A 22,128-nucleotide genomic window follows, 5' to 3' on the forward strand; every position below is an offset into this window, starting at 1 on the left:
GCCGCTCTCCTGCGGGCGACCCCGTGCGACGACACCGCTCCTGATGTGGCTCACCCGACGCCGATCCGCACGCGGCGGCCGCGGCGTCGATCCGCGCGGCACGCGGGTGCGGGAGCGATCAGTGCGCGGCGCCGTTCCAGTCGCGGCCGTGACCGATCTGCACGTCGAGCGGCACCGACAGGTCGGCGGCATCGCCCATCCGCTCGCGCACGATCCGCTCCGCGGCATCCCACTCCCCCGGCGCGACCTCCACGACGAGTTCGTCGTGGATCTGCAGCAGCACGCGGGAGGCCAGCCCCTCGCTGCGCAGCTCGTCGTGGATGCGGAACAGCGCGAGCTTCATGATGTCGGCCGCACTCCCCTGGATCGGGGCGTTGAGCGCGGCGCGCTCGGCGTTCTCGCGCAGCACGCGGTTCGGGCTCGTGAGGTCGGGGAACGGCCGGCGCCGACCGAAGATCGTCTCGGTGAAACCGTCGATACGGGCCTGCTCGACCGACGAGCGGAGGTAGTCGCGAACCGCGCCGAACCGCGCGAAGTACTCGGTCATCAGCTGCTTCGCCTCGGACTGCTCGATGCGCAGCTGCTTGGAGAGTCCGAACGCGCTCAGCCCGTAGACGAGACCGTACGACATGGCCTTCACCTTCGTGCGCATCGCCGGGGAGACCTCGGCCGGGTCGACGCCGAACACGCGCGCACCCACGAACCGGTGCAGGTCCTCGCCGGACCGGAACGCCTCGATCAGCCCCGGATCGCCCGACAGATGCGCCATGATGCGCATCTCGATCTGCGAGTAGTCGGCTGTCAGCAGTGTCTCGAACCCGGCGCCCACCTCGAAGGCGGCTCGGATGCGGCGGCTCTCCTCGGTGCGCACCGGGATGTTCTGCAGGTTCGGGTCGGTGCTCGACAGGCGGCCGGTCTGGCTGCCCGTCTGCACGTAGGTCGTGTGGATGCGTCCGTCGTCCTGGATCCCCGCATCGAGGGATTCGATGATCTGCCGCAGCTTCGTCGCTTCGCGGTGCTGCAGCAGCAGGTCGAGGAAGGGGTGCGGGTTCGACTCCTGCAGATCGGCGAGCACCGCGGCATCCGTCGAATAGCCCGTCTTGGTCTTGCGGGTCTTCGGCAGCTGCAGGTCGTCGAACAGCACTTCCTGCAGCTGCTTCGGCGACCCGAGGTTCACTTCGCGTCCGATCGCCGCGAAGGCGTCGGCGGCGATCGCGTCGGCACGCGTGGCGAGCTCCGTCGAGAAGGCCGACAGGTGGTCGTGCGACACCGCGACGCCCGCGAGCTCCATGTCGGCGAGGGTGTCGAGAGTGGGCAGCTCGATCTCATCGAGCACGCGCGCGAGAGGAGACGGGATGTCGTCACGGATCGCGGTTCCGACACGCGCGACGAACCAGGCCAGCTGACCGGGGGTCGCTCCCTCCGTCTCGGGCACGAGCTGCGTCGGATCGGCCTCAGGGAGCTTCTCGCCGAGGTAGCGCTCGACCAGGTCGCCGAGCGTCTTGTCGGGGAAGCTGGGGCGGATGAGCCAGCCGGCGAGGGCGGCGTCGAAGACGATGCCGCGAAGATCTGCGCCGGCGCGGCGCAGCGCCTTGAGCTGCGGCTTCGCATCGTGCAGCACCTTCGGTGCGTCGGAGGCGAGCCACGGGCCGATCGCCGTGGCCGCGGCATCCGACCAGCTCAGCTCGATGGCTGCGGTCGCATCCGCGAACCCGAGGCGCGCCGGGGTGCCCTGTTCGACGGTGACGACCACGCCGACGTCCCCGGTGCGACCCGTGAGCCAGGTGGCGGCGTCGGCGGGCGTCGACTCGACGGCGACCGGGGCGACCGTGACCGGGGCGCTCTCGCCCTGGTCGTCGCCCGCATCGATCACCTCGAGCAGGCGCGGCATCAGCGTGCGGAACTCGAGCCGCGCGAAGATGTCGCGCACCTCCTGCAGGTCGGTGGCACCGATCTCGAGATCGGCCGGGGACACCGGGAGCTCGACGTCGCGCAGCAGGCGGTTGAGGGCGCGGTTGCGCTTCACATCGTCGAGATGCTCGCGCAGGTTGCCGCCGACCACGCCGCCGATCTTGTCGGCGTTCTCCAGCAGTGCCTCGAGCGTGCCCCACTGCGTGAGCCACTTCACCGCGGTCTTCTCGCCCACCTTCGGCACGCCCGGCAGGTTGTCGCTGGTCTCCCCCACGAGCGCCGCGATGTCGGGGTACTGCTCGGGACGGACGCCGTAGCGCTCCTCGACCGCGGCCGGGTCGTAGCGCTTCAGCTGCGAGACGCCCTGCACGCTCGGATAGAGGAGGGTGACATCGTCGGTCACCAGCTGGATCGTGTCGCGGTCGCCCGAGCAGACGAGCACCTTGTAGCCGGCCTCCGCGCCGCGGGTAGCCAGCGTCGCGAGGATGTCGTCTGCCTCGATGTCCTCCTTGGTGAGAACGGTCACACCGATGGCCCGCAGGCAGTCCTGCAGCAGCGGGATCTGGCCGGCGAACTCGGGCGGCGTCTCCGATCGGTTCGCCTTGTACTCGGCGTACTCGCGGGTGCGGAACGACACGCGCGAGGTGTCGAACGCGACCGCGAGATGCGTAGGCTTCTCGGCCTTCAGCAGGTTGACGAACATCGACAGGAACCCGTAGATGCCGTTGGTGTGCTGGCCGTCCTTCGTCGTGAAATTGTCGACCGGCAGCGCGTAGAAGGCGCGGAACGCGAGCGAGTGGCCGTCGACGACCAGAAGGGTAGGCTGAGCGGAATCGGTCACCGTGTCAGCCTAACGACGCGCGCCGACACCCGCCGGGTCCGATCGGGCGCCGCGCCGTGACATCCCGAAGGAGTGCGATGAGCCCCGACCTGCCCGCCGGAGCCGACGGACTCGCCTGGGCGCAGTCGCGCGGCATGGGAGCCCTCGCCGAGAAGATGGGGCTCGAGTGGATCGAGTTCGGCCCCGACCGCGCGATCGCCCGCATGCCCGTCGAGGGGAACACGCAGCCGGTCGGCCTCATGCACGGCGGCGCCTACGTCGTGCTCGGCGAGTCCATGGGCTCGATGCACGCGAACTTCCACGCCGGGGCGGGCCGGCTCGCCGTCGGCATCGACATCAACGCCACCCACACCCGGTCGGCCACGAGCGGCTACGTCACGGGCGTGTGCACGCCGATCCACCTCGGACGGTCGCTGACCGTGCACGAGATCGCCATCTCGGATGACGCGGGTCGCCGGTGCTCGACGGTGCGCATCACCAACATGGTGCGCGACGCTCCCGGCGTCTGAGGCGGCGCTCAGGCCTTCTTCGGAGCCAGCTGCTCGATGATCGCCTTCGCGACATCCTGCATCGTCAGACGGCGGTCCATCGACGCCTTCTGGATCCACCGGAACGCCTCGGGCTCGCTCAGGCCCATCTTCTCGTTCAGCAGACCCTTCGCGCGGTCGACGAGCTTGCGGGTCTCGAAGCGCTCGACCATGTCGGCGACCTCGGCCTCGAGCGTGATGATCTGCTCGTGGCGGGCGAGGGCGATCTCGATCGCCGGCAGCAGGTCGTTCGGGGTGAACGGCTTCACGACGTAGGCGAGCGCGCCCGCCTCGCTCGCCCGCTCGACGAGCTCCTTCTGGCTGAAGGCGGTGAGGAGCACGACCGGGGCGATGTGGTTCTTGTTGAGCTTCTCGGCGGCGGAGATGCCATCGAGCTGCGGCATCTTCACGTCCATGATCACCAGGTCGGGGCGCAGCTCGGTCGCGAGGGCGACAGCCGTCTCGCCATCGCCGGCCTCGCCGACCACGTCGTACCCGTTGTCGCGCAGGATCTCGACGATGTCGAGTCGGATGAGCGACTCGTCCTCGGCGACGACGACGCGGCGCGGGGCCGCGGGCTGGGCGGGTACGTCTAGATCAGTCACCTTTGAATCCTAAGGTATGGTCAAACCCGATGCGCGGCGCAGGCCGCACGCCGGTGTGGCGGAATGGCAGACGCGACCGACTCAAAATCGGTTGTCCGTGAGGGCATGTGGGTTCGAGTCCCACCACCGGTACCGACGACGAAGAGGGATGTCCCGCGGGACATCCCTCTTCGTCGTACCTCGTACCGGTGCTACTCGGCTTCCGCCTGGTAGATCGGGGCCTTGCCGTGCACGGCGTCGCCGATCTTGTGGATGCGGATGTCGTTGGTGGAGCCGATGATGCCGGGAGGGGATCCCGAGATCACGACGACCTTGTCGCCGACCTTCGCGAGGCCGTGCGAGAGGAAGAAGTCGTCCACCTGGATGAACATGCGGTCGGTGTGCGGCACGTGCTCGACGATGGTCGACTGCACACCCCAGCTGACCGCCATACGACGACGGATCGCCGGGTCGGCGGCGAACGCCATCATGGGGATGCGCGGGCGCAGGCGAGCCATGCGGCGGGCAGTGTCACCGGACTCCGTGAAGATGCACAGCCACTTCGCGTCGACGAACTCGGCGACCTCGAGGGCCGCGAGCGTGATCGCTCCGGGCTGCGTGCGCGGCTTCGTGGTCAGCGGCGCGATGCGCTCGAGACCGTGCTCCTCGGTCGACTCGACGATGCGGGCCATGGTCTCCACGACCACGACCGGGTACGCGCCGACGCTCGTCTCGCCCGAGAGCATGACCGCGTCGGCACCGTCGAGCACCGCGTTGGCGACGTCGCTGGTCTCGGCGCGGGTCGGCACCGGGTTCTGGATCATCGACTCGAGCATCTGCGTCGCGACGATGACGGGCTTCGCCATGCGGCGGCAGAGCTCGACCGCGCGCTTCTGCACGATCGGCACCGCCTCGAGCGGCAGTTCGACGCCGAGGTCGCCACGGGCGACCATGATGCCGTCGAACGCGTCGATGATCTCCTCGAGGTTGTCGACGGCCTGGGGCTTCTCGATCTTCGCGATGACCGGGATGTGGCGCCCCTCCTCCGCCATGATCACGTGCACGCGCTGCACGTCCTTCGCGGAGCGCACGAACGACAGGGCGATGATGTCCGCGCCGATGCGCAGCGCCCAGCGGAGGTCCGCCTCGTCCTTCTCGCTCAGCGCCGGCACGTTCACGGCGACGCCGGGCAGGTTGATGCCCTTGTTGTTCGAGACGGGACCGCCGACGATCACCTCGGTCGTGACGGTGACGCCGTCGGTCTCGAGGACCTTCACGCGCACCTTGCCGTCGTCGATGAGGAGGAAGTCGCCGGCCTTGACGTCCTGCGGCAGGCCCTTGAAGGTCGTCGAGACGATCTCCTTGGTGCCGGGGATGTCCTCGACCGTGATCTTGAAGATGTCGCCGGGGGCGAGATCGTGAGGTCCGTCGGCGAACTTGCCGAGGCGGATCTTGGGACCTTGGAGGTCCACGAGCACCGCGACCGGGCGCTCAGCGTCGTCGGCTGCCCGGCGCACGTTCGCGAAGTTCGCGTCGTGCACGGAGTAGTCGCCATGGGAAAGGTTCAGGCGCGCGACATCCACACCTGCGTCGATGATCGCGCGGACCATCTCGTAGGTGGAGGTTGCCGGGCCGAGGGTTGCGACGATTTTCGCGCGTCTCATCCTGTGTTCGGCTCCAGTGTGTGGCTGTGGGGTTGGATTCGAGCCTACGCGGGCTGGAGGCCGATCGCGACATCGCTGGCACGAACCGGTGACGGCAGCGAGGTCTCGCCCATGAGGTAACGGTCGACGGATGCCGCGGCGGCCCGTCCTTCGGCGATCGCCCAGACGATCAGCGACTGGCCGCGACCGGCGTCGCCGGCGACGAAGACGCCCGACACGGTGGTCTCGTAGTCGTCGGCGCGCTCGACGTTGCCGCGGTCGGTGAACCGCGTGTTGAGCTGGTCCTCGAGCAGAGCGCGCTCCGGGCCGGTGAAGCCCATCGCGATGAGCACGAGGTCGGCCGGGATCTCCCGCTCGGTACCGCTCTTGGGCACGCGACGGCCGTCGACGTACTCGGTCTCGGCGACGCGGAGGGCCCGCACCTCGCCCGCCTCGTTCGCGAGGAACTCGACGGTCGATGCCAGGAACATCCGCTCGCCGCCCTCCTCGTGCGCCGAGGAGACCTCGAACACGGTGGGAGTCATCGGCCACGGCTGGTGCGCGGGGCGCTCGGTCGGAGGCTGCGTGCCGATGGCGAGGTTGGTCACGCTGAGCGCGCCCTGGCGGTGGGCGGTGCCGATGCAGTCGGCGCCGGTGTCACCGCCGCCGATCACGATGACGTGCTTGCCCTCGGCGGAGATCTGGTGGGGAACCTGGTCGCCCGCGACCGCCTTGTTGGACTCGACGAGGTACTCCATGGCGAAGTGCACCCCGTCGAGGTCGCGGCCCGGGATGGCGAGGTCGCGCGGGATCGTCGATCCGGTCGCGATCACGACCGCGTCGTAGCGCGAACGCAGGTCGGACCAGGAGATGTCGGTGCCGATGGTCACGCCCGCGCGGAAGCGGGTGCCCTCGTCCTGCATCTGACGCAGCCGGGCCTCGAGGTGGCGCTTCTCCATCTTGAAGTCGGGGATGCCGTAGCGCAGCAGACCGCCGATGCGGTCGTCGCGCTCGAAGACCGCGACCGTGTGACCCGCACGGGTGAGCTGCTGGGCGGCGGCAAGACCGGCGGGGCCGGACCCCACCACGGCGACCGTCTTGCCCGTGAGGCGTGCCGGCGGCTTGGAGTCGACCCATCCGTTCGCGAAGGCCTGGTCGATGATCGACACCTCGACCTGCTTGATCGTGACGGCCGGCTGGTTGATGCCGAGCACGCACGCGCTCTCGCAGGGGGCCGGGCACAGGCGACCGGTGAACTCCGGGAAGTTGTTGGTCGCATGCAGACGATCGATGGCCGCGCGGCCCTCGCCGCGCCAGGTGAGGTCGTTCCACTCCGGGATGAGGTTACCCAAGGGGCATCCGGTGTGACAGAACGGCACGCCGCAGTCCATGCAGCGGCCCGCCTGACGACGCAGCACCGCGGAGTCGCCCGGTTCGTACACCTCGCGCCAGTCGAGGATGCGCACGGGAACCGGTCGACGCGACGGGGTCTCGCGCTGGGTCGTCTTCAGAAAGCCCTTCGGGTCAGCCACCCGTCACCTCCAGGATGCGGTTCCACACGACGTCGCCGTCGGGGTCGAGGCCCTGCGCGAGCGCCTCCTGGCGCGTCTGCAGCACCGCTGCGTAGTCGCGCGGAACGACCCGCACGAAGTTGCCGATCTCCTCGTCGAAGCGCTCGAGGAGGCTCGCGGCGAGCACGGACTCGGTCTCGGCGACGTGGCGCTCGAGCAGGTCCTTGAGGATCTCCGCGTCGCCCGAGCCGAGCTCGTCGAGCACGAGCTCGCCGGCGGCCAGCGCCTCGCGGTTCACGAGGGCGGAGTCGAGCCTGTACACGTAGGCCGTGCCGCCCGACATGCCCGCACCGAGGTTGCGTCCGGTCTCACCGAGGATGACCGCGAGCCCACCCGTCATGTACTCGAGCGCGTGGTCGCCCACGCCCTCCACGACGGCGGTCGCGCCGGAGTTGCGCACCAGGAACCGCTCCCCCACGGTGCCGCGCAGGAACAGCGTTCCCTGCGTTGCGCCGTAGCCGATGACGTTGCCGGCGATCACGTTCTTCGAGGCGGGGAATGTCGCGCCGCGCGGCGGTCGCACGACGATCTGTCCGCCCGACAGACCCTTGCCGACGTAGTCGTTCGAGTCGCCCTCGAGGGTGAGGGTGATGCCGGCCGGCATGAACGCGCCGAACGACTGCCCGGCGGAGCCGTGCAGATTCACGACGATCGAGTCGGTCGGCAGACCGTTCTCGCCGTGCGCGAGCGTGACGTGGTGGCCGAGCATCGTGCCGACAGCGCGCGCGGTGTTGCGCACGGGCAGGTCGATCTCGAGGTGGCCGCCGTGTGCGATGACGTCCTGCGCGCGCTCGATGAGCTGCACGTCGAAGTGGTCGTCGAGCTCGTGCTTCTGGGCGCGCTGGTTGCGCCGCGGCTCGTCGTCGGCGAAGTCGGGACCCTGGAGCACGGGGGCGAGGTCCAGACCATCCGCCTTCCAGTGCTCGATCGCGCCGTTCAGGTCGAGCGCGTCGACACGGCCCACGGCCTCGTCGAGCGTGCGGAACCCGAGCTCGGCGAGGATCTCGCGCACCTCCTGGGCGATGAACTCCATGAAGTTGACGACGAACTCGGGCTTGCCCGAGAAGCGCTCGCGCAGCACCGGGTTCTGCGTCGCCACGCCCACCGGGCAGGTGTCGAGATGACACACGCGCATCATGATGCAGCCGCTGACGACGAGGGGCGCGGTCGCGAAACCGAACTCCTCGGCACCGAGCAGCGCGCCGATGACGACGTCGCGCCCAGTCTTGAGCTGGCCGTCGACCTGCACCACCACGCGGTCGCGCATGCCGTTCAGCATGAGCGTCTGCTGGGTCTCGGCGAGGCCCAGCTCCCACGGGGTGCCGGCGTGCTTGAGCGAGTTGAGGGGGCTCGCGCCGGTGCCGCCGTCGTGACCCGAGACGAGGATGACGTCGGCGAGGGCCTTCGCGGTGCCGGCGGCGACCGCCCCGATGCCGGACTGGCTCACGAGCTTCACGTGCACCCGGGCGCGCGGGTTCGCGCGCTTGAGGTCGAAGATCAGCTGCTTGAGGTCCTCGATCGAGTAGATGTCGTGGTGCGGCGGCGGCGAGATGAGGCCGACGCCGGGGGTGCCGCCGCGGGTGCGGGCGATCCACGGGTACACCTTGCCGGGAGGCAGCTGACCGCCCTCGCCGGGCTTCGCGCCCTGGGCGAGCTTGATCTGGATGTCGTCGGCCTCGGTCAGGTACAGGCTCGTCACGCCGAAGCGGCCCGATGCGACCTGCTTGATCGAGCTGCGACGCTCCGGGTCGAGCAGGCGGTCGACGTCTTCGCCCCCCTCGCCCGTGTTGGACTTCGCGCCGAGGCGGTTCATCGCGATCGCGAGCGTCTCGTGCGCCTCCTTCGAGATGGAGCCGTAGCTCATCGCGCCGGTGGAGAAGCGCTTCACGATGGCGGAGACGGGCTCCACCTCATCGATCGGCACGCGCGGACGCTGGTTCTTCTTGAACCCGAACAGGCCGCGGAGGGTCTTCAGCTCGGCCGCCTGGTCGTCGACGAGCTTGGTGTACTCGCGGAAGATGTCGTACCGGCGCTCGCGCGTCGCGTGCTGCAGACGGAAGATCGTCTGCGGGTTGAACAGGTGCGGCGAGCCGTCGCGGCGCCACTGGTACTCGCCGCCGGTCCACAGCCGCTCGTGGGTGCGGGCGGCCTCGTCCTCGGGGTAGGCGAACGCGTGGCGTGCGGCGTTCTCGGCCGCGATCACGTCGAGGCCGATGCCGCCGAGCTTGGACTCGGTGCCGGTGAAGTAGGCGTCGATGAGCTCGCTCGACAGCCCCACGGCCTCGAACGCCTGCGCGCCCGCGTAGGACGACACGGTCGAGATGCCCATCTTCGACATGATCTTCAGCACGCCCTTGCCGAGCGCGTAGATCAGGTTGCGGACGGCCTTCTCGGGCGTGATGTTGGTGATGAAGCCGGCGCGCACGAGGTACTCGACGGTCTCCATCGCGAGGTACGGGTTCACGGCGGATGCCCCGTAGCCAATGAGGGTGGCGACGTGGTGCACCTCGCGCACATCACCGGCCTCGACGACGAGCCCGACCTTCATGCGGGTCTCGTTGCGGATGAGGTGATGGTGCACGGCGGCCAGCGAGAGCAGCGACGGGATCGGCGCGAGGTCCTTGTTCGAGTCGCGGTCGCTGAGCACGATGAACTCGGCGCCGTCCTCGATGGCCTGGTCGACCTCGCTGCACATCTGCTCGAGGCGCTTCTTCATGCCCTTCGCGCCCGCCTCGACCCGGTACAGGCCGCGGATGGTCACCGAGGTGCGGCCCGGGAGGGCGGTGTCGATGTGCTGGATCTTCGCGAGCTCGTCGTTGTCGATGACGGGGAAGTCGAGCGTGACCGTGCGCGTGTGCTCCGGACCCCAGGCCAGCAGGTTCGGCTCCGGGCCGAGACCGAGTGCGAGGGAGGTGACGATCTCCTCCCGCAGCGAGTCGAGCGGCGGGTTCGTGACCTGGGCGAACTGCTGGGTGAAGTAGTCGAACAGCAGGCGCGGACGCTCGCTGAGCACCGCGACCGGGGTGTCGCTTCCCATCGCGCCGAGGGGCTCGGCGCCGTTCTGTCCCATCGGGGTCAGGAGGATGCGCACCTCCTCCTCGGTGTACCCGAACGTGCGCTGGCGGCGCGTGATCGAGGCGATCGGATGCACGATGTGCTCGCGCTCGGGAAGGTCGGCGAGACGCACCCGACCCGCGTCCAGCCATTCCTGCCACGGGTGCAGGGTGGAGAGCTGCTGCTTGATCTCGTCGTCCTCGATGATGCGGCGCTCGGCCGTGTCGACGAGGAACATGCGCCCCGGGCGCAGACGGCCGCGGCGCTTGATGCGCTCGGGCTCGAAGTCGAGCACGCCGGTCTCGGAGCCGATGACGACGAGGCCGTCGGTCGTCTCCGTCCAGCGGCCCGGGCGCAGGCCGTTACGGTCGAGGGTCGCGCCGACGAGCGTGCCGTCGGTGAAGATGAGCGCGGCGGGGCCGTCCCACGGCTCCATCTGCATGGAGTGGTAGTCGTAGAACGCCCGCAGTTGCGGGTCGATGTCGGCCTGCTTCTCGTACGCCTCCGGCACCATCATCATGATCGCGTGCGGGAGGCTGCGTCCCGTGAGCGTGAGCAGCTCGAGCACCTCGTCGAACGAGGCCGAGTCGCTGGCGCCGTCGGTGCAGATGGGCAGCAGCGGGCGGATGTCTCCGACCAGCGCCGACTCGAGCTGCGACTGACGCGCCCGCATCCAGTTGCGGTTGCCGCTGACCGTGTTGATCTCGCCGTTGTGCGCGAGCATGCGCAGCGGCTGCGCGAGCGGCCACGACGGGAACGTGTTTGTCGAGTACCGGGAGTGCACGACGGCGAGCTCCGAGGTGAACCGCTCGTCCTGCAGGTCGGGGTAGAACGGCTCGAGCTGCAGGGTCGTGACCATGCCCTTGTAGCCGAGGGTGCGGCTGGAGAGCGACACGAAGTAGGCGCCGTGCTCGCGGCGCGCCCGCTTGCGCAGCCGGTAGACGCGGCGGTCGAGCGCGATGCCCGACAGCGCCGGCGCGTCGCCGACCGCGGGACGTGAGACGAAGATCTGCTCGAACGCGGGACGAGCCTCGAACGCGAGCTTGCCGAGGTGGGCGTCGTCGGTCGGCACCTCGCGCCAGCCGAGCACGATGAGGTTCTCGGATGCCGCGACCTGCTCGATCCCGTCCTTGACCCGCTGGCGCTCCGCCGCGTCGAGCGGCAGGAAGGCGAGCCCGGCGGCGTACTCGCCGACCGGGGGCAACTCGAAGCCGACGACCGCGCGCAGGAAGGCATCGGGCATCTGGGTGAGGATGCCGGCGCCGTCGCCCGTGCCCGCGTCGGAGCCGATCGCGCCGCGGTGCTCGAGGTTGCGCAGGGCGGTGAGCGCCAGGCTGACGATGTCGTGGCCGGGCGTGCCGCGAAGGGTCGCGACCATCGCCAGGCCGCAGGCGTCCTTCTCGAACGCGGGGTTGTACATCCCCTGGGCGGCCGGGAACGTCCCGCCGGGGATGCTGTGACGGAGGCTGGGGGCCATGCGTACCGTCCTCACTTGGTGCTGTGCTGGGACGACGTCGGCCCGAAGGAGTTACTGTGCGGCAGCGGAGCTTGTGGCGGTGCCCTGACCGAGTGCGTCCGCGGGCGGCTCGCTCACGTCGACGTACTGGTCGGTATCCAGCGATTGTACAGGCGATGAACCGGGTGCTCCGCGTCCGGGCCGATAGGGCGACGGCTCGAGGCCGAGGTGGCGCGTCGTCTGCACGATGTAGATCACGAGGCCGGCGATGACCCCGAGGATCGCCGCCCAGACGTTGACGCGGAGCCCGAGGTAGATCTCGCTCGGGTCGATGCGGATGCTCTCCCAGACGATGCGGCCGGCGGAGTACCAGATCAGGTAGATCGCGAACAGGCGACCCCACTGGAGGCGGAACCGGCGGGCGATGACGAGCAGCACGATCGCGCCGAGCGTGTTCCAGATGACCTCGTAGAGGAAGGTCGGCTGGAACAGCGTGCCTGCGGGCAGGCCCTGCGGGATCGCCGGGTTCGACGAGTCGATCTCGAGGCCCCACGGGGCGTCGGTGGGGAGGCCGAAGAGCTCCTGGTTGAAGTAGTTGCCGAAACGGCCGATGGCCTGGGCGAGGATCAGGCCCGGTGCGAGGGCGTCGGCGAAGGTCCAGAAGCGGATGCCCGTCCAGCGGCATCCGATGATCGCTCCGATCGCCCCGCCGATGAGCGCGCCGTAGATGGCGATTCCGCCCTCCCAGATGTAGAACACCGAGAGCACGTCCTTGCCCGCGCCGAAGTAGTCGGCCGGGTGGGTGAGCACGTGGTACGCGCGGGCCCCGATGATCGCCAGCGGCACCGCGAACAGGGCGATGTCGATGACGACCCAGCGCTCCGCTCCGCGCTTGGTGAGGAAGTGGTTCGTCATCAGCACCGCGACCACGATCCCCGCGATGATGCACAGCGCGTAGAAGTAGATGCGCACGGGACCGAGCTGGAAGTAGCTGATCGACGGGCTCGGGATGCTGGCGAACACGCTGGTCAGCGCGCTCGTGGGGGCAAACGTCATGGTGCGAGTCTACGGGCGCGGACGAGCCGTGCCGGACGCGAGCACCCCCGCCACCCGGCGCAGTCCGTCGACCCCGCCGTCGCGCAGCGCGCGCACGAGCGCGGTGCCCACGATCGCGCCGTCGGCGTAGCCGACGACACCCGCGACCTGCTCGGGCGTGGAGATGCCGATGCCCACGCACGCGTGCGCCGCGCCGTGCGCGCGGAGACGCTCGGTGAGGCGGCGGGCCGCGGCATCCAGCTCTGCCCGCTCCCCCGTGATGCCCATCGTCGAGACCGTGTACACGAAGCCGGTCGAGGCCTTCACGACCAGGTCGAGGCGCTCGTCGGTGGAGGTGGGCGCCGCGAGGAACACGCGGTCGAGGCCGGTGCGCTCGCTGGCGGCGATCCACTCCGCGGCCGACTCGGGCGTGACGTCGGGGGTGATGAGACCTGTGCCGCCGGCGGCGAGGAGGTCGTCCGCGTACCGGTCGACGCCGTACTGCAGCACCGGGTTCCAGTAGGTCATCACCAGCACCGGGACATCCACGCGGCGGGTGATCTCCGCGATCGCGGGGAACAGGTCGCGCAGCCGGAAGCCGTTCGCGAGCGCCTGCTGGGTCGCCTGCTGGATGACCTCGCCGTCCATGACCGGGTCGGAGTACGGCGGACCGAGCTCGAGGATGTCGGCCCCCGCCTCGGCGAGGGCGACGGCCGCCTCGATGCTCGTGGCCGTGTCGGGGAACCCGACGGGCAGGTAGCCGACGAACGCACCGCGCCCCTCGGCGTGGGCCTTCTCGATCGCGGCGGCGACGCGGCTCATGCGCCGGCCTCCTCGTCGTAGAGGCCGAAGTAGCGGGCGGCGGTGTCCATGTCCTTGTCGCCGCGGCCCGACAGGCTCACGGCGAGCACGGCGTCGGGGCCGAGCTCGCGGCCGACGCGGATCGCGCCGGCCAGGGCGTGCGCCGACTCGATGGCCGGGATGATGCCCTCGGTGCGGCTGAGGAGCCTCAGCGCCTGCATCGCCTCGTCGTCGGTCGCGGGGATGTACTGCGCACGACCGATCGCGGCGAGCCACGCGTGCTCGGGACCGACGCCCGGGTAGTCGAGGCCGGCGGAGATCGAGTGGGATTCGATGGTCTGGCCGTCCTCGTCCTGCAGGACGTAGGTCTTCGCGCCGTGCAGGACGCCCGGACGTCCCCGTTCGATGGATGCCGCGTGCCGCTCCGTGTCGACGCCGTCACCGGCCGCCTCGACGCCGTAGAGGGCGACGCCCTCGTCGTCGAGGAACGCATCGAACATGCCGATCGCGTTCGACCCGCCGCCGACGCACGCCAGCACGGCATCGGGAAGGCGCCCGATCTCGTCGAGGAGCTGCGCGCGCGCCTCTTCGGAGATGACCTTCTGGAAGTCGCGCACCATGGCCGGGAACGGGTGGGGACCCGCCGCCGTGCCGAAGATGTAGTTCGTCGTCTCCACGCTCGCGACCCAGTCGCGGTACGCCTCGTTGATGGCGTCCTTCAGGGTGCGGCTGCCGGTCGTGACCGGCACGACCTCGGCACCGAGAAGACGCATGCGGGCGACGTTCAGCGCCTGGCGCTCGGTGTCGACCTCGCCCATGTAGATCGTGCAGTCGAAGCCGAAGAGGGCGGCCGCGGTGGCTGTCGCCACGCCGTGCTGGCCGGCGCCCGTCTCGGCGATCACCCGCGTCTTGCCGAGCCGCTTCGTGAGCAGCGCCTGCCCGATGACGTTGTTGATCTTGTGGGAGCCGGTGTGGTTGAGGTCCTCGCGCTTGAGGAAGATGCGCGCGCCGCCCGCGTGCGCGGCGAAGCGCGGCACCTCGGTGATCGGCGAGGGCCGGCCGGCGTACGAGCGCAGGAGTTCGGCGAACTCGGCATGGAACGCGGGGTCGACCTTCGCCGACTCGTAGCAGGCGGTGAGCTCGTCGATCGCGGCGATGAGCGACTCCGGCATGAACCGGCCGCCGAACTCGCCGAAGAACGGCCCCTGGGCGTCGCGCAGCGCGCTCATACGGTCTCTCCTCGGAACGCGCGGAGGGTGGCGACGGGGTCGCCGGTGACGAGCGCCTCGCCGACCAGCACGGCATCGGCTCCGGCCGCGCGGTAGTGGGCGACATCCGCCGGCGTCAGCACGGCAGACTCCGCCACCTTGATCGCCCCGACCGGGAAGCGGTCGACGAGGCTTCCGAACAGGTCGCGGTCGAGGTCGAAGGTGGTGAGGTCGCGGGCGTTCACGCCCACGAGCCGCGCACCGATCTCGCCGGCCGCGTCGAGCTCGCTCGCCGAATGGGCCTCGACGAGCGGAGTCATGCCGAGCTCGGTGACGAGCGCGTGCAGCCGCGTGAGGGTCGGCAGGTCGAGGGCGGCGACGATCAGCAGCACGAGGTCGGCGCCGGCGGCGCGGGCCTCGAGCACCTGGTACTCGGTGGCGATGAAGTCCTTTCGGAGAACCGGCAGGGTCACCGCCTGCTTCACGGCGCGCAGGTCCTCGAGCGACCCCTTGAAGCGACGCTGCTCGGTGAGCACCGAGATCGCGCTCGCGCCGCCGGTCTCGTAGAGAACCGCCTGGTGCGCCGGATCGGGGATGGCCGCCAGGTCGCCGCGCGACGGGCTCGCGCGCTTGACCTCGGCGATGATCTTCACCCGGTCGGACGGCGCGAGGAAGGCGAGGGCGTCACGGGCTGCGGGCGCGGCGAGAGCCGAGCGCTCGACCTCGTGCAGCGGGCTGCGGGCGGCGCGCGCCTCACTGTCGGCGACGGAGCCGGCGGTCAGCTCCTCGAGCAGGTTCAATGCTGCTTGGGGACGTACTTCGGCCCGTTGGCGCCCCAACCGAGGCGCGACAGCACGAGACCGACGAGAGCGCCCACGACGACGAGCACCACGGAGGCCCAGACGAGCCAGACCACCTCGAGGTAGAACGCGACCGTGCCGATCGACAGCGCGAACAGCATGATCACGACGGCCGTCCATGCGGCGGGCGAGTGTCCGTGGCCAGGGTCGCCAATCGAGTCGGTCATGATCCTCCTTCGGGAGCGTGCGAACGCCCGTCCAGTCTAGTGGTCTCGTCTTCGTCCTCCGGTGCGGCGCGGCCCGCGTCGGTCGGGTCGTCGCCGCGCGAGAGGGAGTCCCACGAGTCGACCGCGTCGAGTGGCCCGGTGGCCGCGACGGCCGCGGTGGATGTCTCGTACCGCCGACCACCCGTGCGCCACCGGTGCGCGGTGGCGAGGGTGAACGCGCCGCTGACGGCGAGCAGCACCCAGCCGAACAGCGCGCCCCACGCCCAGCCTGAGACCACGGCATGGTCGATGAGCGCGGCGATCGCGGCCGACCCGGCGATGCCGGTGGCCTTGGTGATGGGCGCGGCGACCGCGGCCACCGGCGGACCCGTCACGACCTGCAGCGTCAGGATGAACAGCCACACGGCGCCCGCGAGGGCGAGGGCGCCGAAGACATACCGCAGGATGCGCCAGACGATCGACAGCGCGAGGCCGAGTGCGAGCGCGGCGAGGCTGAGCGGCGCGAGCACCGGCACGGCATCGTTTCCGGCGACCGCGATGTCGGGAGCAGAGCCGGCCGTGAGGATGACGTCGATCCACGTCTGCGTGGAGGAGATGATGCCGATCGCCCCGGCGACGAGCGCGGCGAGCACGGCGATCAGACGCGCACGGGCGATCACGGGCGCTCCTCCCCCGCCACGCCGTCGACCGCGTCGAGGTCGGCGGTGTCGAAGCAGCTGCGCAGGCCCGTGTGGCACGCAGGCCCCACCTGGTCGACCTCGATCAGCAGTGCGTCGCCGTCGCAGTCGAGGTGTGCCGACTTCACGAGCTGGATGTGGCCCGACGTGTCGCCCTTGCGCCAGTACTCCTGGCGGGACCGCGACCAGTAGGTGACGCGACCGGTGGTCAACGTGCGACGGAGCGCCTCGGCATCCATCCACCCCAGCATGAGCACCTCGTGGGTGTCCCACTGCTGCACGATCGCGGGGGCGAGACCGTCGGCGTTGAACGCGACGGCGGCGATGCGCTCGTCGAGCGAGTCCGTCATCGGCGTACCTCCACTCCGTCGGCGACGAGGGCGGATTTCACATCGCCCACCGTCAGCTGGCCCGAGTGGAACACGCTCGCCGCCAGCACCGCATCGGCGCCCGCGCGCACAGCGGGGGCGAAGTCGGCCGCACGGCCGGCGCCGCCCGAGGCGATCACGGGCACGCTCGAGATCTCGCGCATGAGGGCGACGAGCTCGAGGTCGAAGCCGTCCTTCGTGCCGTCGGCGTCGATGGAGTTCACCAGCAGCTCGCCGGCGCCGCGCTCGATGGCCTCCTGCGCCCAGGCGAGGGCGTCGAGGGATGTCTCGGTGCGTCCGCCGTGGGTGGTGACGACGAATCCGCTGGGCGTCGCCGCCGAGCGCTTCACGTCGAGGGAGAGCACGAGCACCTGAGCGCCGAAGCGATCGGCGATCTCGCCGAGCAGCTCGGGGCGTGCGATGGCGGCTGAGTTGACGCCCACTTTGTCGGCGCCGCAGGCGAGCAGGCGCGCCACGTCGTCGGTCGCCCGCACGCCGCCGCCCACGGTCAACGGGATGAAGACCTCCTCGGCCGTGCGCTGCACGACCTCGTAGGTGGTCGCCCGCTCGTCGACGGTCGCGGTGACGTCGAGGAAGGTGATCTCGTCGGCCCCCTGCGCGAAGTAGAGCCGGGCGAGCTCGACCGGGTCGCCCATGTCGCGGAGGTTCTCGAAGTTCACGCCCTTCACGACGCGGTCGGCCGCGACATCCAGGCACGGGATCACCCGCGTGACGACGCTCATCAGAGCCTCGCGGCGGCGATCTCGGTGACGAGGATGGCGCGGGCGCCGAGCGCGTAGAGGTCGTCCATGACGCGGTTGACGCCCTTGCGGGGGCTCATCACCCGCACGGCGACCCACTCGGGGTCGCGCAGCGGCGACACGGTCGGCGACTCGATGCCGGGGGCGACGGCGACGGCCTGGTCGAGCAGCACCAGCGGCAGGTCGTAGTCGACCATCACGTACTGGCGCGCCACGAGCACGCCGCGCAGGCGTCGCAGCAGGGTGTCGAGACCGTCGGGCTCGGTGCTGCCGCTGATGAGCACGGCCTCGGACTGCAGCAGCACGGGACCGAAGATCTCGAGGCCCGCCTGGCGCAGCGTGGTGCCCGTCGACACGACGTCGGCGACCGCATCGGCCACACCGAGCTGCACGGCCGACTCGACCGCGCCATCGAGGGGAACGAGGTCGACGGCGACGCCCTGCTCGTCGAGGTAGCCGTCGACGAGGCCGGGGTAGGCCGTGGCGACGCGCAGCCCGTGCAGGTCGCTCAGCTCGCGGAAGCGGCCGGGAGGGCCCGCGAACCGGAACGTCGAATCGGCGAAGCCGAGCGTCTCGATCTCGCGTGCACCGGGCATGCGGGCGTCCAGCAGCAGGTCGCGGCCGGTGATGCCGACATCGAGCGCGCCCGAGCCGACGTAGGTCGCGATGTCGCGAGGGCGGAGGTAGAAGAACTCGACGTCGTTGGCGGCGTCGAGCACGTAGAGGTCTTTGGGATCGCGTCGGCCGGTGTACCCGGCCTCCTGCAGCATCTCGGCTGCGGTCTCGGCGAGCGAGCCCTTGTTGGGCACGGCGATTCTGAGCATGGTCTTCTCTGCGGTCGTGTGATGAGCGGATGCCTCGTGCCGGCGGGGCCGGCGCGGGTCACAGATGTCGGTAGACGTCCTGCAGGGTCAGACCCTTCGCGAGCATCAGCACCTGGAGGTGGTAGAGCAGCTGGGAGATCTCCTCCGCCGCCTCGGCGTCGGACTGGAACTCCGCGGCCATCCACACCTCGGCGGCCTCTTCGACGATCTTCTTGCCGATCGCGTGCACACCCGCATCGAGCTCGGCGACCGTGCCGGAACCGGCGGGACGCTCCTGGGCTTTGACGGTGAGCTCAGCGAACAGCTCGTCGAACGACTTCACCCTGCAAGGGTAGCGAACCGCGCGGCCCCCTCGGGCCCAGGCCCGCCTCAGTGCGCGTGGGCGTGACGGGCGGCGCCGCTGCGCAGCGCCTCGATCGCGCGGGCCGGGTCGTCGGCGCCGAACACCGCGGAGCCGGCGACGAAGGTGTCGGCGCCCGCCTCGGCGGCCTGGGCGATCGTCGACTCGCCGATGCCGCCGTCGACCTGCAGCCACACCGACGATCCTCGGCGACGCGCCTCGGCGGCCAGCGCCGACAGCTTCGGCATCGTGGAAGTCATGAACGACTGTCCGCCGAAGCCCGGCTCGACGGTCATCACCAGAATCTGGTCGAACTCGTCGAGCACGTCGTACAGGCCCTCGCCGGGGGTTCCGGGCTTGATGGCGACGCCGGCGCGCGCGCCGATGCCGCGCAGGGTGCGGGCCAGGGTGATCGGATCGGTCGCGGCCTCGAGATGGAAGGTGACGGATGCCGCGCCGAGCTCGGCGTAACCGGGGGCCCAGCGGTCGGCGTCGTCGATCATCAGGTGCACATCGAGCGGCACCGGGCTCGTCTCCTGGATGCGCTGCACCATCTGCGGCCCGAACGTGAGGTTCGGCACGAAGTGGTTGTCCATGACGTCGACGTGCACGAAGTCTGCGGTCGCGATGCGGTCGAGGTCCGCCTGCATGTTCACGAAGTCGGCGGAGAGGATGGAGGGATTGATGCGGATGTCGCTCACTCCCCCATTATCCCGGGCCGGACCTCGCCACCCGGGACGTCAGCGACGTCGGAGCAGCGCGAGGAACATCCCGTCGGTGCCGTGGCGGTGGGGCCAGAGCTGGGCGTGTCCGTCGTCGGACGCCGGCTCGGGGAGATCGAGCGGGCGCCGGGCGACCCGCTGCAGCACCTCGCGGGCGTCGACCGGCTCGAGGGCGTCGCCCCACTCGCGGCGCACGTCGGCCACGACGCCCTGCGTCTCGGCGAGATGCGGGGAGCAGGTGACGTACGCGACCACGCCGCCCGGGGCCAGCGCGCCCACGGCCGAGGACAGCAGCTCCCGCTGCAGCGGGGTGAGGTCCGCGACATCCGATGACTGCTTGCGCCACCGCGCCTCGGGACGCCGGCGCAGCGCGCCGAGACCCGTGCACGGCGCGTCGACGAGGATGCGGTCGTACGCACCCGCGGCGCTCGCCGCCCGCTCGCGCCCGTCGAGCTCGGAGACGTCGACCGGGAGCGGCACGGCGGCCACCGAACGGCGCACCAGTCCCGCGCGGGCCGGAACTGGCTCGTTCGCCTCGAGGACGGCTCCGTGCGCGAGGGCCTCGGCCGCGAGCAGTGCGGTCTTGCCGCCCGGCCCCGCGCACAGGTCGAGCCACCGCTCCCCCGCGCGCACGGGGGCGTGGCGGCTGAGCGCCAGGGCGACGAGCTGGGATCCCTCGTCCTGTACGCGCACCCGGCCGCCCGCCGCGGTGATGACGGGCTCCGGGTCGCCGCCGGCGAGTCGGAAGCCGACGGGCGAGTACGGGGTGCGGGCGCTGTCCGCGTCAGGATCGACGAGCCCCGGGAGCGCCGCCATCGTGACGCCCGGTGCCGCGTTGTCGGCGGTCAGCAGCGCCTCGAGCTCGTCGGCGCGGCCCTCGGCGGCGAGGGCGCGACGGAAGGCGCGGATCACCCAGACCGGGTGCGAGAACCGCAGCGCGAGGCGCTCGTCGTCGGAGCGCGCCTCGTCGGCGATGCGGGAGAACCAGTCGCCGGGGTTGTCGCGGGAGATCCGGCGCAGCACCGCGTTCGCGAAGCCGGTCACGGCGGGGCCGATCTCGCGCCGCACCAGATCGACGGTGTCGTGCACGGCGGCATGCGACGCGATGCGCGTCGCGAGGATCTGGTGGGCGCCGAGCCGCAGCGCGTCGAGCACGGGCGGGTCGATCAGCGCGATGTCGCGGCCCGCGGCGAGCGAGATGACCGCGTCATAGGTGCCTTCGCGGCGCAGGGTGCCGTAGGTGAGCTCGGTCGCGAGCGCCGCATCGGCGCTGCTCAGCCCGGCGCGGGTGATGGCGGCGGGCAGCAGCAGGTTCGCGTACGCGTCGTCGGCGTGCACGGCCCGGATGACCTCGAACGCGACACGGCGAGCGGGGGCGGTCATTTCTCGACCCGCAGCTCGTCGACCCGCAGGCCGCGCCACCAGTCGCCGGCGACCATCGCCGCCTTGCCCGCCGGCTGCACCCGCTCGAGCGCGATCGCGTCGTCGGCCGTGCCGACCACCACCTCGCGGCCCTGCAGGGCGAGCTGACCCGGGGCAGGGCGGGCGGTGGACTCGGCGCGGTGGGCGGCGAGCACCTTGAGGCGCTGACCGTCGACGACGAGATGGGCGCCCGGCTCCGGGGTGACCCCGCGGAACCGCCCGAGCACGACGTCGGCGGTCTGTGTCACGTCGAGCCGTCCGTCGGCGGCGTCGAGCTTCGGCGCGAGGGTCGGCGTGCCCGCCTGGGGCGTCGCGACGGCCGTTCCGGCCGCGAGGGCGTCGACCACGCCGACGATCTGCTCCGCGCCGATGATCGACAGCTCGCGCAGCACGTCGGCGGCCGTCGCGAGCGGCGGGACGCGGTAGCGCACCTCGCTGTAGACGTCACCGGCGTCGAGCTCCGCGACGAGACGGAACACGCTCGATCCGGTCTCGGCGTCGCCCGCGATCAGCGCGTGCTGCACCGGGGCGGCGCCCCGCCAGCGCGGGAGCAGCGAGAAGTGCAGGTTGATCCAGCCGAGGCGCGGGGCGCTCAGCAGCGGCTCGCGCACGAGCCCGCCGTACGCGACGATCACGCCGAGATCGGCGTCGAGGGCCTCGAGATGAGCGGATGCCTCGGGGTCGAGGCGACGGGTCTTGAGCGTCGGCAGCTGCAGCTCGTCGGCGGTCGCCGCGACCGGCGACGGGGTGAGCACGCGCTTGCGGCCGATCGGGGCATCCGGGCGCGTGACGACCGTCGCGATCGTGTGCGAGGAGGCCGCAAGGGCACGCAGAGACGGCACCGCGGCCGCCGGCGTACCGGCGAAGATCAGACGCATGGGCTCCCTGTTCGTGGACGACCGCGGGCATCGCGACACTGGGTCGTCGAGCGGGTCACAGGTCGACGTCGAGAAGGTCGGCCCGGACGTTCAGTGTATTGCGCGGCACCGGTGGTCGACCCTTCGGCGGGCGTCGCCCGGAGATCGCCGCGGCCACGACGCTCGCGCGCAGCGACCGCATCGTGTCGGCGCCGGCGGCGTAGTCGACGCGCAGCAGCGCCCGCACGCGCCCGTCGTCGAGCGCGACGGATCCGAGCAGGGCGTCGGCGGGAAGGGGTGCGTGGGCCGCGGCATCCTGCACCGCCTGCTGCACCCGTTCGGGCGTGCCCTCGATGCGCACGATGCGCACGGTCGGCGGCATGCGCAGCGGTGCGCGTTCGGCGAGCTCTGCGCGGGCGTAGGCCGCCGGCGTCCAGGTGGCGAGCGCCCGTGCGGCGGGCCCGGTCACCCCGACGAGATGCACCGGCGCGCCGGGCCG

General features: G+C 70.9%; 19 protein-coding genes, 1 tRNA gene and 1 pseudogene. 2 read left to right on the top strand and 19 right to left on the bottom strand.

The window, feature by feature from the left end; translation table 11 throughout:
* Positions 1 to 118: 118 nt before the first annotated feature.
* Positions 119 to 2,752: a DNA polymerase I gene (gene polA / locus ABT08_RS07565; protein ID WP_056209031.1), complete on the bottom strand. Its 2,634-nt coding sequence runs from the start codon at positions 2,750 to 2,752 to the stop codon at positions 119 to 121.
* Between the two features lie 77 nt (positions 2,753 to 2,829).
* Between polA and ABT08_RS07570 the strand changes: the two genes are divergently transcribed.
* Positions 2,830 to 3,261, top strand: a complete 432-nt coding sequence (locus ABT08_RS07570; RefSeq protein ID WP_045248114.1) for a PaaI family thioesterase — start codon at positions 2,830 to 2,832, stop codon at positions 3,259 to 3,261.
* A gap of 8 nt (positions 3,262 to 3,269) precedes the next feature.
* Here ABT08_RS07570 and ABT08_RS07575 read toward each other — a convergent pair whose 3' ends face one another.
* Positions 3,270 to 3,884 (bottom strand): ANTAR domain-containing response regulator, encoded by a 615-nt coding sequence (locus ABT08_RS07575; protein WP_045248113.1) that lies wholly within the window; start codon positions 3,882 to 3,884, stop codon positions 3,270 to 3,272.
* A gap of 49 nt (positions 3,885 to 3,933) precedes the next feature.
* Between ABT08_RS07575 and ABT08_RS07580 the strand changes: the two genes are divergently transcribed.
* Positions 3,934 to 4,016 (top strand) — tRNA-Leu (locus tag ABT08_RS07580).
* Between the two features lie 59 nt (positions 4,017 to 4,075).
* On the opposite strand, the gene pyk is transcribed toward ABT08_RS07580, so the two are convergent.
* The 17 genes and pseudogenes from pyk to ABT08_RS07665 all read right to left on the bottom strand — a co-directional run.
* Entirely contained in the window at positions 4,076 to 5,527 is a 1,452-nt protein-coding gene (pyk, locus tag ABT08_RS07585) for a pyruvate kinase (protein WP_045248112.1), read from the bottom strand.
* 44 nt (positions 5,528 to 5,571) lie between these two features.
* Complete coding sequence (locus ABT08_RS07590) at positions 5,572 to 7,038, bottom strand: glutamate synthase subunit beta (RefSeq protein ID WP_056209027.1); 1,467 nt, start codon at positions 7,036 to 7,038, stop codon at positions 5,572 to 5,574.
* Positions 7,031 to 11,608: a glutamate synthase large subunit gene (gltB, locus tag ABT08_RS07595; protein ID WP_288114479.1), complete on the bottom strand. Its 4,578-nt coding sequence runs from the start codon at positions 11,606 to 11,608 to the stop codon at positions 7,031 to 7,033. The genes ABT08_RS07590 and gltB overlap by 8 nt, the downstream gene beginning before the upstream one ends.
* A 51-nt stretch (positions 11,609 to 11,659) precedes the next feature.
* The gene (gene lgt, locus ABT08_RS07600; protein ID WP_056209022.1) at positions 11,660 to 12,643 is read right to left on the bottom strand and encodes a prolipoprotein diacylglyceryl transferase; all 984 of its coding nucleotides are present in this window, start codon (positions 12,641 to 12,643) and stop codon (positions 11,660 to 11,662) included.
* 9 nt (positions 12,644 to 12,652) lie between these two features.
* Positions 12,653 to 13,444 (bottom strand): tryptophan synthase subunit alpha, encoded by a 792-nt coding sequence (gene trpA, locus ABT08_RS07605; RefSeq protein WP_288114482.1) that lies wholly within the window; start codon positions 13,442 to 13,444, stop codon positions 12,653 to 12,655.
* Positions 13,441 to 14,652, bottom strand: a complete 1,212-nt coding sequence (gene trpB, locus ABT08_RS07610) for a tryptophan synthase subunit beta (protein WP_056209016.1) — start codon at positions 14,650 to 14,652, stop codon at positions 13,441 to 13,443. The genes trpA and trpB overlap by 4 nt, the downstream gene beginning before the upstream one ends.
* A complete protein-coding gene (gene trpC / locus ABT08_RS07615; RefSeq protein ID WP_056209241.1) occupies positions 14,649 to 15,425 on the bottom strand; it encodes an indole-3-glycerol phosphate synthase TrpC in 777 nt (258 codons plus the stop codon). The genes trpB and trpC overlap by 4 nt, the downstream gene beginning before the upstream one ends.
* A gap of 2 nt (positions 15,426 to 15,427) precedes the next feature.
* Positions 15,428 to 15,658: a DUF6704 family protein gene (locus ABT08_RS07620; protein ID WP_273206179.1), complete on the bottom strand. Its 231-nt coding sequence runs from the start codon at positions 15,656 to 15,658 to the stop codon at positions 15,428 to 15,430.
* On the bottom strand, positions 15,655 to 16,317 hold the full coding sequence (locus tag ABT08_RS07625) for a Trp biosynthesis-associated membrane protein (RefSeq protein ID WP_288114485.1): 663 nt from the start codon (positions 16,315 to 16,317) through the stop codon (positions 15,655 to 15,657). The genes ABT08_RS07620 and ABT08_RS07625 overlap by 4 nt, the downstream gene beginning before the upstream one ends.
* On the bottom strand, positions 16,314 to 16,685 hold the full coding sequence (gene hisI, locus ABT08_RS07630; RefSeq protein WP_273206186.1) for a phosphoribosyl-AMP cyclohydrolase: 372 nt from the start codon (positions 16,683 to 16,685) through the stop codon (positions 16,314 to 16,316). Before hisI ends, ABT08_RS07625 begins: the two co-directional genes overlap by 4 nt.
* Positions 16,682 to 17,446, bottom strand: a complete 765-nt coding sequence (hisF, locus tag ABT08_RS07635; protein WP_288114487.1) for an imidazole glycerol phosphate synthase subunit HisF — start codon at positions 17,444 to 17,446, stop codon at positions 16,682 to 16,684. Before hisF ends, hisI begins: the two co-directional genes overlap by 4 nt.
* Entirely contained in the window at positions 17,446 to 18,288 is an 843-nt protein-coding gene (gene hisG / locus ABT08_RS07640; RefSeq protein WP_045248104.1) for an ATP phosphoribosyltransferase, read from the bottom strand. Before hisG ends, hisF begins: the two co-directional genes overlap by 1 nt.
* Positions 18,289 to 18,346: 58 nt before the next feature.
* A complete protein-coding gene (locus ABT08_RS07645) occupies positions 18,347 to 18,610 on the bottom strand; it encodes a phosphoribosyl-ATP diphosphatase (protein WP_045248103.1) in 264 nt (87 codons plus the stop codon).
* A 47-nt stretch (positions 18,611 to 18,657) separates the two neighbouring features.
* Positions 18,658 to 19,329 (bottom strand): ribulose-phosphate 3-epimerase, encoded by a 672-nt coding sequence (gene rpe / locus ABT08_RS07650; protein WP_288114490.1) that lies wholly within the window; start codon positions 19,327 to 19,329, stop codon positions 18,658 to 18,660.
* A 39-nt stretch (positions 19,330 to 19,368) separates the two neighbouring features.
* Positions 19,369 to 20,733, bottom strand: coding sequence for an RsmB/NOP family class I SAM-dependent RNA methyltransferase (locus ABT08_RS07655; RefSeq protein ID WP_288114492.1), 1,365 nt, complete (start codon positions 20,731 to 20,733; stop codon positions 19,369 to 19,371).
* Entirely contained in the window at positions 20,730 to 21,650 is a 921-nt protein-coding gene (fmt, locus tag ABT08_RS07660; protein ID WP_056209002.1) for a methionyl-tRNA formyltransferase, read from the bottom strand. The genes ABT08_RS07655 and fmt overlap by 4 nt, the downstream gene beginning before the upstream one ends.
* 55 nt (positions 21,651 to 21,705) lie before the next feature.
* A pseudogene (locus ABT08_RS07665) lies at positions 21,706 to 22,128 on the bottom strand (primosomal protein N'); the annotation flags it as partial.

The organism is Microbacterium sp. SCN 71-21, from assembly GCF_001725695.1.
Classification (GTDB): Bacteria; Actinomycetota; Actinomycetes; order Actinomycetales; family Microbacteriaceae; genus Microbacterium; species Microbacterium ginsengisoli.

What these genes read in the sequence shown, in the direction of transcription:
- ABT08_RS07570 (WP_045248114.1), top strand. Translation starts at nt 2,830, where the DNA reads ATGAGCCCCGACCTGCCCGCCGGAGCCGACGGACTCGCCTGGGCGCAG.
- pyk (WP_045248112.1), bottom strand. Translation starts at nt 5,527, where the DNA reads ATGAGACGCGCGAAAATCGTCGCAACCCTCGGCCCGGCAACCTCCACC.
- gltB (WP_288114479.1), bottom strand. Translation starts at nt 11,608, where the DNA reads ATGGCCCCCAGCCTCCGTCACAGCATCCCCGGCGGGACGTTCCCGGCC.
- lgt (WP_056209022.1), bottom strand. Translation starts at nt 12,643, where the DNA reads ATGACGTTTGCCCCCACGAGCGCGCTGACCAGCGTGTTCGCCAGCATC.
- trpA (WP_288114482.1), bottom strand. Translation starts at nt 13,444, where the DNA reads ATGAGCCGCGTCGCCGCCGCGATCGAGAAGGCCCACGCCGAGGGGCGC.
- trpB (WP_056209016.1), bottom strand. Translation starts at nt 14,652, where the DNA reads ATGAGCGCGCTGCGCGACGCCCAGGGGCCGTTCTTCGGCGAGTTCGGC.
- ABT08_RS07620 (WP_273206179.1), bottom strand. Translation starts at nt 15,658, where the DNA reads ATGACCGACTCGATTGGCGACCCTGGCCACGGACACTCGCCCGCCGCA.
- hisI (WP_273206186.1), bottom strand. Translation starts at nt 16,685, where the DNA reads ATGACGGACTCGCTCGACGAGCGCATCGCCGCCGTCGCGTTCAACGCC.
- hisF (WP_288114487.1), bottom strand. Translation starts at nt 17,446, where the DNA reads ATGAGCGTCGTCACGCGGGTGATCCCGTGCCTGGATGTCGCGGCCGAC.
- hisG (WP_045248104.1), bottom strand. Translation starts at nt 18,288, where the DNA reads ATGCTCAGAATCGCCGTGCCCAACAAGGGCTCGCTCGCCGAGACCGCA.
- ABT08_RS07655 (WP_288114492.1), bottom strand. Translation starts at nt 20,733, where the DNA reads ATGACCGCCCCCGCTCGCCGTGTCGCGTTCGAGGTCATCCGGGCCGTG.
- fmt (WP_056209002.1), bottom strand. Translation starts at nt 21,650, where the DNA reads ATGCGTCTGATCTTCGCCGGTACGCCGGCGGCCGCGGTGCCGTCTCTG.